The organism is Rathayibacter sp. RFBD1, from assembly GCF_002932915.1.
Classification (GTDB): Bacteria; Actinomycetota; Actinomycetes; order Actinomycetales; family Microbacteriaceae; genus Rathayibacter.
On the sequence record NZ_PSWQ01000029.1, the window covers coordinates 1 to 10,733 of the forward strand.

Below are 10,733 nucleotides of genomic sequence, written 5' to 3' on the forward strand. Positions count from 1 at the left end.
TCGACCACCCCCGCCGAGAAGGGCTCGAGCTTCGGGCCGCGCCGTCCGAAGAAGCGCGCCCTGACCATCGGCATCGCCGTCGGTGCCCTCGGCGGGCGCATCGGTGGACGGAGCGTCGGTCGAGGTGGAGTGCAGCGGGGTGGCGCTGGAGGTCGGCGTGCTCGACGGCGTCGCGGCGAACGCGGCGGTCGAGCCGAGCGCGACGAGTCCGAGGGCGCCGACGGCGATGCCGATGGTCAGGGCGCGCTTCTTCGGACGGCGCGGCCCGAAGCTCGAGCCCTTCTCGGCGGGGGTGGTCGACTCGGTCATGGGTGTCTCCTCGTTCCGGCCCGGTGCCGACCCCGTTCGGGATCGGTTGCGGCCGGTTCCATCTCAGATTCGAAGGCGAATCTGAAGCCGGACTTAAGAACAGACCCTCCACAGCAGACGCCGGGTGCGCCCCGATCCGCGGCCCCTAGGTTCGAGCACATGCCCTCCTCCGCCCGTGTGCTCCTCATCGAGGACGACGACGCCATCCGCTCCTCCGTCGAGTCCGCGCTGCGCAGCGAGCGCTTCACGGTCCGCGGTCTCGTCTCCGGCGAGGACCTCGCCCGGGAGCTGAGCACCTTCGCTCCGGACCTGGTGATCCTCGACTGGATGCTCCCCGGCCCGAGCGGCATCGTGCTCGCCGAGCGGATCCGCCGCAGCAGCGACGCGGCCGTGATCATGCTCACCGCCCGCGACGCCGTCGACGACCGCCTCCGCGGCTTCGACGAGGGCGTCGACGACTACGTGGTGAAGCCGTTCGTGCTCGCCGAGCTCGTCAAGCGCGTGACCGCCGTGCTGCGGCGCCGCGGCCGCATCCCGTCCGTCGTCGAGATCGGCGACCTCGTCGTCGACCCGGAGTCGGGCCGCGCCCGCCGCGGCGGCGTCGCCCTCGACCTCACCGCGACCGAGTTCCGCCTCCTCGCCTTCCTCGCCGGGAACCGCGGCCGCACCCTCACCAAGACCCAGATCCTCACGCAGGTCTGGGGCTACGACCACGTCGACCCGAACCTCGTCGAGGTGCACCTCAGCTCCCTCCGCAAGAAGATGGAGGCGCACGGCGACCGGCTCGTGCACACCGTCCGCGGCCTCGGCTACCGGGTGGAGGCGTGAGCCGCTCCCAGCCGGGCGCCCTGCGGACGGGCTCGCTCCGCCTCCGCACCGTCCTGGCCGTGCTCGCGCTGCTGGCCGTGCTGCTCCTGGCCCTCTCGGCGACGGTGCAGGCGGTGCTCGGCGAGCGCCTCCGCGACCAGATCGAGGAGCGGCTGCAGGACCGCGCCTCCGCCGCCGCCGCGCTGGTCGGCACGATCGCCGACGACGCCCTCGCCTCCCGCCTCTCGGCGCAGGGCGTCTCGGTGCGGATCACGAGCCCCGAGGGCGAGGACGTCGTGGCCGGGCCGAGCCCGGAGCAGCTGCGACTGGGCCCGGGAGCCGCCGATCAGCTCGGAGAGCCGCCGTCGCCGCCCGGCACGAGCTCCTCCTCCGGAGCCGTCCCGCCCCGAGCCGCCTCCGCCGCCGTCACCGTCGTCTCGAGCAGCGTCGCCGCCGACGACGAGCTGATCACCCTCGAGTCGACCCTCAGCGACGGCACCCGACTCGATCTCACCAGCGAGGCCGGATCGGTGGGCAGCACCCTCGCGCAGCTGAACGGGATCCTGCTCGCCGCGTCGGCCGTGTTCCTCGTGCTGGCCGCCCTCGCGCTGATCGTCGTGGTCCGCGCGACCCTCCGGCCCCTCGAGCGGATGACCGACGTGGCCCGCGACATCGCACACGGCGACCGCGGGCAGCGGCTGCGCCCCTCCCGTCCGCGGACCGAGCTCGGCCGCACCGCGACCGCGTTCGACGAGATGCTCGACGACCTCGAGCAGGCCGAGCGCAGCGCCCTCGCCGCCGAGGCGACGGCCCTCGCGGCGGAGCAGCGGATGCGCGCGTTCGTCTCGGACGCCGCGCACGAGCTGCGGACGCCGGTCGCCGGCATCCAGGCCGCCGCCGACGCGCTCGTCCGCGCCGACGGCGGCGAGCAGGAGCGCGAGCGCCTCTCGGTGCACGTCGTGCGGGAGTCGCTGCGCGCGGGCCGCCTCATCCAGGACATGCTGCTGATGGCGCGGCTGGACGAGGGCCTGGCTCTGGAGTCGCGTCCGCTGGACCCCACGGGTGTCGCCGAGGCCGCGATCGAGCGCCAGGAGCTGCGCCGCCCGGGCCTCGCGATCGAGCTGCACCGGCCCGCCGAGCCGCTCCTGGTCAGCGCCGACGCCGACCGGCTGGCCCAGGTGCTCGGCAACCTCCTCGAGAACGGCGCCCGCTTCGCCCGCTCCCGGATCGACGTCGCCGTCGAGGCGGCCGCCGACTCCGTCACGATCACCGTCGACGACGACGGCCCCGGCATCGCCGAGGCCGACCGCGAGCGCGTCTTCGACCGCCTCGTCCGCCTCGACGACGCCCGCAACCGCGCCGACGGCGGCTCGGGCCTCGGCCTGCCGATCGCGCGCGGGCTGGCCCGGGCCCTCGGCGGCGACCTCGTGGCGCAGGCGGGACCGGTGGGAGCGCGGTTCCGCGTGACCCTGCCGCGCGCCCGCTGACCGGCAGGCCGTGCCCTTAGGCTCGACGGGCGCGCGGGCCCCGCTCCGCCGGGACGGCAGGAGTGGCTCCATGGACAGGGACGACGCGGAGCAGCGTGTCCGGCAGGCCCGCGACGAGGCCCCGAGGTTCGGGAGCGGTCCCCTGCTCGCCACCTTCACCGTCCGGCACCGCCGCGGACTCGACGTCGCCTTCGTGCTCGACGGCGCGGAGGGGGACTTCCAGATCGGCATGGGCGCCGCGTCCGACGACTTCCGGAGCGTCCTCACCGTCGGGGTCGACCGCGAGGACGGCCGCATCCGCGGCGTCTCCAGCTGGACCGTCGACGGCCGCGAGAGCCGCGTGCCCGTGCGGATCCTGCACCGCTCCGCCACCGTGATCATCGTGGAGGCCGCTCCCCTCCCCCTCGACCGGCGCCCGTCCTCGCTCAAGTGCTGGTCCTTCCTCCGCCGCGCCTCCGCCGACCACCACTCCGACGTGCTCGGCTTCGTGTCCCCCGACCTGGCCGACCTCCCCCCGGTCCGGCTCCTCACCGATCCGCGGGCGCGGCGCGGGCGCTGAGCCGGCCTTCCGCGCGACGGATCCCCGCCCGACCCGCAGGCGCCGGTGGGATCATGCGCTGACGTGATCCCGCCCGGAGGTCCGCCCGACCCGGAGGAGCGCTCGTGACGCAGGAGGTGCAGTCGACCCGGCTGCGGTCGCTCGGGAGCGAGGCGTTCTTCGGGGCGACGGTGGTCGTCGCGGCGGCGTGGTCGGGGGCCCGGGCGTTCCAGCTCTACGGAGGGTGGGGCGTGGTGCTCGCGGTGGCCGCGGTGATCGTCGCGGGGCTCGGCTTCGGGCTCCGGCGGCGCGTGGAGGAGCGGTGGTCACGGCCGAGCCTCGAGAGGCTGCGGGCCGAGCATCCGGACGGCGGCGTCACCGCGGTGCTGAACACTCCGGAGACGCTGGCCTCGCTGCGGACGCTCGCGGTCGCCGGAGCCGCGGTCGACCTCCCCGCGCTGCGCGCGGCGAAGCCGGACCCCGTGCTGCTGGCCGTCGTCACCGCGAGGGCGCTCTCGCTGTTCCGTGCCGACGCGGACCTCTCGCCGATAGCGTTCCTACCCCTCACCGCTGGGGACGCCCCCGAGTCGGTGACGGGCTACCACCACGGTCACGCGCTCGCGGCTCCCGTTCTCACGGTCCGGCAGCAGGGGACGGAGCAGCGGCTCGCCCTCTTCCTCGCCCGAGCCTGAGACGCGGCTCAGCCCGCACCCATGCCTACGATCACCGATCGCGCAAGCACCTGCTCGCGGGGCGCCCGCACGTCAGCATGAGCGGGATGGACACGATCGAGGAGGCGGGCGCCTGGGCGCGCGCTCTGGTGCGCCGCGAGTTCGGCGTCGGCCTCGTCGACCTGGAGCCCGTCGTCGGCGGACTCGACCACGGAGCGCGCGTCTGGTGCGCGGCCGACGGCTCCGGGGCGCTGTGGAGCGTCAAGGCGTCGGCCCGCGACGGGCGCTTCGGACTCGCGCTCTCGGCGTCGCTGGGAGAGGCGGGGGTGCCGGGCGTCGCGGCGCCGCACCGCGCCTCCGACGGGCGCCCCTGGGCGGAGGACCGGGGGCTGCGGGTCTCGGTCGCGCCGTGGATCCTCGGCGAGGACGCGGTCGACTCCGGCGAGGACGCCCTCGACTGGGAGGGGTTCGGCGCGGTCCTGCGCTCCGTGCACGACGCCGAGCCGCCGACCCTCGCGCCTCCCGTGCGGCGGGGAATCCGCCGCGTCCGCCGTCCGCTCGCCGACCTCCTCGCCGAGACCGACGAGAGGATCGACGCGCAGCCGGAGTTCCGCCCCCGCCTCACCGCGCTGTGGCGCGCGAACCGCTCCCGCCTCGACGCCCTCGCCGACGCTGAGCGGCGGCTGAAGCGCGCCCGCACGCCCACCTCCCGCGTGCCCCTCCACGGCGACCCGCATCCCGGCAACGTCGTCATCGACGAGGGCGGCCGCCCCTGGCTGATCGACTTCGACGAGGCCACCGTCGCCCCGCGGGAGGCCGACCTGCTCCTGATCGAGCTGGGCGTCATCTACTCGCGGCCGATCAGCGACGTGCAGCGCTCGGCGTTCCGCGCGGGCTACGGCGAGGCCCTGATCGACGACGAGCGGATCGTCCGCTTCGGCTGCGTCCGCGCGGTCGAGGACGTGGCCGCCACTGTCGCGCTGGCCCTCGCCGACCCGGAGCCGGAGGAGCGCGAGGCCGCCCCCGTGCCCGCCTCCCGCCTCGGCCGCGCCGCCTCGGCGCTGCCCGTCCCCACTCCGCTCGACCTGCTCGCCGGCCAGCTCGGCCCGCACGGCCTCGTCTCGCTCGTCGAGACCGCCCTCCGCCGCCCCGCCTGACGCGGCCCTCCGACCCCGCCCCCGTCCGACCCTTCACAGCAGGAGACCACCCATGCGCAGACGATTCATCCCCCTCGCCGCCGTCCTGGCGTCGACCGCCGCCCTCACCGGCTGCAGCGGCTTCGGAGGAGGAGGCGGCGGTTCGGCCGACGCCGACTCGATCACCTTCACCACCTGGGCCAGCGAGTCCGAGCAGGCGGCCTTCGAGTCGCTGATCACCGACTTCGAGGCCGAGCACGAGGGGGCGAGCGTCGAGCTCAACGTCGTCCCCTACGACCAGATGTTCAGCAACATCGACGCGCAGCTGTCGTCGGGCGAGGCCCCCGACGTGTTCCGCGTCGACTACGGCAACCTCGGCGTCTACTCCAGCCAGGAGCAGCTGCTCGACCTGACCGACCGGATCGACGACTTCGACTCCTTCACGCCCGCGTTCCAGGAGGCCGTCTCGTTCGAGGGGAAGCCCTACGGCGTCCCGCACCAGACCGACGTGTCGGCGCTGCTGGTGAACACGCAGCTGCTCGCGGCGGCCGGCATCACCGACGTGCCGACCACCGCCGACGAGGCGTGGACCTGGGAGGAGTTCGCCGACGCCTCCGCGAAGCTGCGCGCGAGCCTGCCCGCCGAGCAGTACCCGTTCGTCTACAACTGGCAGCTCGGCGGCACGCCCCGCTGGCTGAGCTGGCTGTTCGAGGCCGACGGCACGCTCCTGGAGGAGGACGGCACCACTCCGGCGATCGACTCCGCCGCCGGCGCGAAGGCGCTGGACTTCACGAAGAGCTTCTTCGACAACGACTGGGTCCCGCCGACCAGCTCGGTGAAGTCCGCCACCTACGCCGACTCCTTCTTCACGGAGCAGACCGCGGCGATGGCGTTCGCCGGGTCCTTCCTCGTGCCGGACATCGACGACCTCGCCGACTTCGAGTGGACCGCCACGCCGATGCCCGTCGACGAGCGCGGCGCGACCGACCTCGGCGGCAACGCCCTCGTCGCCACGGCCGACACCGACAACCCGGAGCTCGCGACCGAGTTCCTCTCGTTCATGACGCAGGCCGACACCATGGCCGAGTTCTGCGCGGCGACGAACGAGCTGCCCACCCGGTCCGACATCGACCCCGCGTCGATCGACTTCGCGGTGCGCCCGGACGTGATGCCCGTGTTCGTCGAGCAGGCCGCGACGATCACCCCGCGGGACGTGCAGCAGCTCACCTCGCCGTTCCTCGCGAAGATCTCGGTCGCGATGCAGGACCAGCTCGAGGAGGCGTTCGTCGGCGGACGCAGCACCGAGGAGACCCTCTCCGGCCTCGACGCGGCCATCCAGCAGGCGACCAGCTGATGACCGCCACCACCCTCCGCGGCCGGGCGGGCTCCTCCGCCCGGCCGCGGTCGGCCCGCAGGCGCGAGGCCCTCGCCGGCTTCGGCTTCGTCGGCCCGAACCTGCTCCTGATGGCGCTGTTCCTGTTCGTGCCGATCCTCTGGGCGATCCAGCTCTCGTTCCAGGAGTCGCGCGGCTTCGGCACGCCCGAGTGGGTCGGCTTCGCGAACTACCTGCGGATGGGCGCCGATCCGGTGTTCTGGCAGAGCCTGGGCAACACGCTCCTCTTCACCGCGGTCACTGTGCCGCTCGAGCTCGCCGGCGGCCTCGGCCTGGCCGTGCTGCTCAACTCCGTGCTGCCCGCGCGCGGGATCTTCCGCACGGTGATCGTGCTGCCCCTGGTGATCTCGGGCGTCGCCTCCGGGATGATCGCGGTCACGATCTTCAGCGAGTCCTCGGGCATCGTGAACAAGGTGCTGAGCTCGCTGGGCGCCTCGCCGGTCGCGTGGCAGTCGGACGGCTCCGCGGCGATGATCTCGGTGATGCTGACCGCGGTGTGGCTGCGGATCGGCTTCAACATGGTGATCTACCTGGCGGGCCTGCAGAGCGTCTCGCCCGAGCTCTACGAGGCCGCGCGGATCGATGGAGCGACGCGCTGGCAGCAGTTCCGCGCACTGACGGTGCCGCTGGTCGGCCCGTCCACCTTCTTCCTGCTGATCATGAACGTGATCGCCTCGTTCCAGGTCTTCGACATCGTCTTCGTGATGACGGGCGGCGGCCCCGGCTTCTCCACGTCGGTGCTCGGCACCTACGCGTACCGCAACGGCTTCCAGGTCCGCGAGCAGGGCTACGGCGCCGCGCTCGGCGTCGTCATCCTGCTGGTCTCCCTCGCCTTCACCTATCTGCAGTGGCGCACGAGCCGCACGCGCGACCTCGTCGACTAGGAGCCCTCATGTCGTCCTCCACCGTCACCACGCCCGCCGCGGTCGCCGCGGCCACCGCCCGCGAGACCCCGCGCCGGCGTCCCTCCCGCCGCCACGGCTCCCGCTCCGGACTCGTCGTCCGCCTCGTCGTCGCGATCGTCGCCTCGGCGGTCGTGTTCTTCCCGCTGTACTGGATGCTCGTCATCGCCTTCTCGCCGCGCGGCGAGGTGTTCGCGCCCGGCCCGCCCCGCTTCTGGCCGAGCGAGATCTCGTTCGAGAACTTCGCGACGGTGTTCGCGCGCTTCCCCGTGGGCGAGTGGTTCGTCAACTCGGTCGTGATCGGGGTGTTCGTCACGGTGTTCACCGTCGTGGTGAACCTGCTGGCCGGCTGGGGCTTCGCGCGGCTGCGCTTCCCCGGGCGGAACCTGCTGTTCCTGCTCGCACTGGCCACGATGATGATCCCGGTGCAGGCGATCATGGTCGCGCAGTTCAAGCTCGTGACCGGACTGCAGATCTACGGCACCTACTGGTCGGTGATCCTGCCCGGAGCAGCGGCGGCCTTCGGGATCTTCCTCGCCCGGCAGTTCTTCCTCTCCATCCCGGAGGAGCTGATCGAGGCGGCGCGGATCGACGGCGCCGGCCACCTGCGGGTGTTCCTGCAGATCGTGCTGCCGCTCTCGAAGCCGCTGATCGCCGTCCTGATCCTGCTGACTCTGCTCGGCAGCTGGAACGACTTCGCCTGGCCGCTGATCGCCCTGAAGGACAACGAGCTGTTCACGCTGCCGATCGGCCTGCTCTACCTCAAGGGCCAGTCGACGCCTGACTACAGCGCGAGCATGGCGCTGGCGCTGGTGTCGGTGCTGCCGATGGTGCTGCTGTTCCTGTGCTTCCAGCGCTACTTCGTGCAGGGGTTCGCGCGCAGCGGCATCCGGTGAGGGCGGGCAGAGGCACGGGCGGAGGCAAGGGCGGAGGCACGGGCGGCGTGGAGCGGTCGCCGCGGCGGGACACTCCTGACCGGACGGGGCAGGAGCGGACGTGGACGGAGAGGACAGAGCAGGGCCGGAGAGGACTGGGCAGGAGAGTGCCGACGGACGCGGCGGGCGGCGGAGAACGTGAACCACGTGGAGGTCGTCCGGTCGTGATCTCTCGAGTTCGACGGCTCTCCTGCGTGGCGGGGGCGTCCGCCAGCCGGAGCGGGACGGGAGCGGACCGGGACGGGGCGGACCGGGACGGGGGCGGACCGGGACGCGGTGGCCGACGCCCCGAAGCGCCGAAGCACGACGGGACACGGGGCTCGAGGCTCGGAGCTCCGGGACACGGGGCTCGGAGCTCGGGGCTCGGGGCTCGGGGCTTGGAACTCGAGGCTCGACGAAGCGCCAACGTGCCGACGGACCTCGCGGCGCCGGAGGTGAGAGAGCGCGAGGGCGCCTGGGCGTGTCCAGGCACGGCGATTCACCGCCTCGCGTCCGACGGAGTGTCGAATCGCCCAGCATGTCGGGCTGCGGATCAGAACGGCGGAGACGCGTCCACGAACCGCGGCCGCGTCGGCGACAGCACCGAGGGGGACGCCCGAGGTGACGACGGTCGCGACGACCACAACAGCGAGGACGAAGATCGTGGCGGCTGCGGCTGCGGCTCCGGCTCCGGCTGCGGCTCCGGCTCCGGTTCTTGCGCCGACTGCGGCGTCGGTCGTCGCGTGGGCGGCAGCGGAGCCCCGGTCAGCGCCCGCGGTCGGTCGGTGATCCGTCGGCCGGTGGGGGTCGTCCAGACGACGGTGCCGTCCGGATGGAGGGCGTAGGTCCAGCGGTCGCCGTGGCGGACGTGGTGGTGCGCGACGCAGAGCGAGGCCAGGTTGCCGAGGGCGGTCTCGCCTCCCTTCCGCCACTCGAGGGTGTGGTCGGCCTCCGCCGTCGAGGCCGCGCGGGTGCAGCCGGGGAACCGGCAGGTCCGGTCGCGCAGCTGCAGCTGGAGGCGCATCCGAGGGGGCGGGACGCGGAGGGTCCTGCCGACCGACGTCACCACTCCCGTGTCCGGATCGGTCAGCACCCGCGTGAAGGCGGCCGCCGTGCGCACGAGCTCCCGGGCGATGTCGGCGGGGACGAGACCGTAGCCGTCGAGTTCGGCCGGCGCGTCGTCGAGGCCGACCGCGGTGCTGGCGGCGAGGGTGAGGCGCACGTCGGCGCGGACTCCGGAGACCGAGGCGTGGATTCCGGAGCCCGAGGCACGGACGGCGCTCGCTCCTTCTCCCGAGGATCCGTCTGCGGAGATGTCGCCGTCGATGAGCAGATCGACGAGGGCGTCGGCCCGCAGCTGCGCGAGCGTCCGGCCGTCGCCGAGGGAGATGTCAGCGTCTCCACCGGCGCCGCCACCCGTCTCCGCGCCGAGCCCGGCACCGGCACCAGCACCAGCACCAGCACCAGCACCAGCACCAGCACCAGCACCAGCACCAGCGTCCGTCCGCGCGCCGACTGCCACCGGAGCATCGCCACGGGCACCAGCACCGCTCTGTGCAGTCGCACTCGCACTCGCACCTGCACCTGCACCTGCACCTGCGCCTGCGCCTGCACCTGCACCGAACCCGATCCCCGCCGCGTCCGCCCCATCGCGGAGCGAGCGGGCGATGCGGTCGATACGGTTGTAGGCGCCGACCGCGACCGGGGCCGGCAGCAGGGCGCAGAGCGTGGCCATGCCGTCGGCCTCGGCGCCGAGCCACACGCTGCGGTCCTCGCGGGCGCGGGCGTGGCGCTCGGTGAACGGCTGCTCGTGCAGCTCGTCGCGCAGGCGCGCCACGGTCCGGCGGAGCTGGGTGGGCGTCTGCGTGAGCGCCGCGGCGGCCGCCCGCTCGTCGAAGGACGCGCGCGACGAAGCGGGGAGGGTCGCGGCGGCGGCGCAGACGACCTCGCCGGCCTCCCAGAGGATCCGGGCCTCGGCCAGGAGGGCACGGGTCGCCGGGAGGTCCTCGATGAGGAGCCGAGCATGCTCGAGACGTCGAGACGCCGCGCGCTCCGACATCCCGAGCGCAGTCGCGAACTCGGCTCGGATCGAGCGCTCCACGAGGTCTCCCGCCTCGCTTCGGGAGAGACGACTCCCCCGCGCGAACGACTCCGGCACGAGCAACGCCGCCCCGTAGGCCGTGTGCAGGGCGACGGCCCCCGCGAGCAGCACCGGTGCCGAGGAGCGGGCGAGCCCCGCCGCGAGACCGGCGAGCGCGCGCACCGCGTCGAGCGTCCGCGCCGTCTCGCCCGCCTGCACCGCCTCGACCGCCTGCACCGCGTCACCCGAATTTGTCATACCTGTATTGAATCAGCGACCACCGACATCGGGCCGGGGCCCATGACCAGGATCGGGACAACGGAGCCGGTACCCCGCCTGTGGAGGGACGGACCGCTGGCGAGCGCGGGCTCGCACACCGCTGTCCGCGCGATTCCTGAGCCGAGCCACCAGCCCGCGCTCGCCAGCGGTCCGTCCCTCCACAGGCGGGGTACCGGCTCCGTTGTCCCGATCCTGGTCATGGGCCCCGGCCCGATGT

General features: G+C 73.6%; 10 protein-coding genes. 8 read left to right on the forward strand and 2 right to left on the reverse strand.

Going from position 1 to position 10,733, the window contains the following annotated elements; genetic code table 11:
* Positions 1 to 309: hypothetical protein (locus C5D50_RS16035; protein WP_104289034.1), on the reverse strand; the 309-nt coding region annotated here is incomplete at its 3' end.
* 159 nt (positions 310 to 468) lie between these two features.
* Here C5D50_RS16035 and C5D50_RS16040 point away from each other — a divergent pair.
* From C5D50_RS16040 to C5D50_RS16075, 8 genes are all read left to right on the forward strand, one after another.
* A complete protein-coding gene (locus C5D50_RS16040) occupies positions 469 to 1,137 on the forward strand; it encodes a response regulator transcription factor (RefSeq protein WP_104283959.1) in 669 nt (222 codons plus the stop codon).
* Complete coding sequence (locus tag C5D50_RS16045) at positions 1,134 to 2,603, forward strand: cell wall metabolism sensor histidine kinase WalK (RefSeq protein WP_104283960.1); 1,470 nt, start codon at positions 1,134 to 1,136, stop codon at positions 2,601 to 2,603. Before C5D50_RS16040 ends, C5D50_RS16045 begins: the two co-directional genes overlap by 4 nt.
* A 70-nt stretch (positions 2,604 to 2,673) precedes the next feature.
* Positions 2,674 to 3,162, forward strand: coding sequence for a hypothetical protein (locus C5D50_RS16050; protein WP_104283961.1), 489 nt, complete (start codon positions 2,674 to 2,676; stop codon positions 3,160 to 3,162).
* A gap of 104 nt (positions 3,163 to 3,266) precedes the next feature.
* Complete coding sequence (locus tag C5D50_RS16055; RefSeq protein ID WP_104283962.1) at positions 3,267 to 3,833, forward strand: hypothetical protein; 567 nt, start codon at positions 3,267 to 3,269, stop codon at positions 3,831 to 3,833.
* Between the two features lie 86 nt (positions 3,834 to 3,919).
* On the forward strand, positions 3,920 to 4,969 hold the full coding sequence (locus C5D50_RS16060; protein ID WP_104289035.1) for an aminoglycoside phosphotransferase family protein: 1,050 nt from the start codon (positions 3,920 to 3,922) through the stop codon (positions 4,967 to 4,969).
* Positions 4,970 to 5,021: 52 nt separating this feature from the next.
* Positions 5,022 to 6,302 carry a sugar ABC transporter substrate-binding protein gene (locus tag C5D50_RS16065; RefSeq protein WP_244229553.1) on the forward strand — a complete coding sequence of 427 codons (1,281 nt, stop codon included), beginning with the start codon at positions 5,022 to 5,024 and terminating at the stop codon, positions 6,300 to 6,302.
* Entirely contained in the window at positions 6,302 to 7,225 is a 924-nt protein-coding gene (locus C5D50_RS16070) for a carbohydrate ABC transporter permease (RefSeq protein WP_104239656.1), read from the forward strand. Before C5D50_RS16065 ends, C5D50_RS16070 begins: the two co-directional genes overlap by 1 nt.
* Positions 7,226 to 7,233: 8 nt before the next feature.
* The gene (locus tag C5D50_RS16075) at positions 7,234 to 8,139 is read left to right on the forward strand and encodes a carbohydrate ABC transporter permease (protein WP_104283964.1); all 906 of its coding nucleotides are present in this window, start codon (positions 7,234 to 7,236) and stop codon (positions 8,137 to 8,139) included.
* Positions 8,140 to 8,710: 571 nt separating this feature from the next.
* Here C5D50_RS16075 and C5D50_RS16080 read toward each other — a convergent pair.
* Positions 8,711 to 10,495, reverse strand: a complete 1,785-nt coding sequence (locus tag C5D50_RS16080) for an HNH endonuclease signature motif containing protein (RefSeq protein ID WP_104289036.1) — start codon at positions 10,493 to 10,495, stop codon at positions 8,711 to 8,713.
* Positions 10,496 to 10,733 lie beyond the last annotated feature (238 nt).

Bases quoted from the DNA above. Each gene is read 5' to 3' on its own strand.
- C5D50_RS16075 (WP_104283964.1), top strand. From the start codon at position 7,234: ATGTCGTCCTCCACCGTCACCACGCCCGCCGCGGTCGCCGCGGCCACC.
- C5D50_RS16080 (WP_104289036.1), bottom strand. From the start codon at position 10,495: ATGACAAATTCGGGTGACGCGGTGCAGGCGGTCGAGGCGGTGCAGGCG.
- C5D50_RS16065 (WP_244229553.1), top strand. From the start codon at position 5,022: ATGCGCAGACGATTCATCCCCCTCGCCGCCGTCCTGGCGTCGACCGCC.
- C5D50_RS16060 (WP_104289035.1), top strand. From the start codon at position 3,920: ATGGACACGATCGAGGAGGCGGGCGCCTGGGCGCGCGCTCTGGTGCGC.
- C5D50_RS16070 (WP_104239656.1), top strand. From the start codon at position 6,302: ATGACCGCCACCACCCTCCGCGGCCGGGCGGGCTCCTCCGCCCGGCCG.
- C5D50_RS16040 (WP_104283959.1), top strand. From the start codon at position 469: ATGCCCTCCTCCGCCCGTGTGCTCCTCATCGAGGACGACGACGCCATC.
- C5D50_RS16050 (WP_104283961.1), top strand. From the start codon at position 2,674: ATGGACAGGGACGACGCGGAGCAGCGTGTCCGGCAGGCCCGCGACGAG.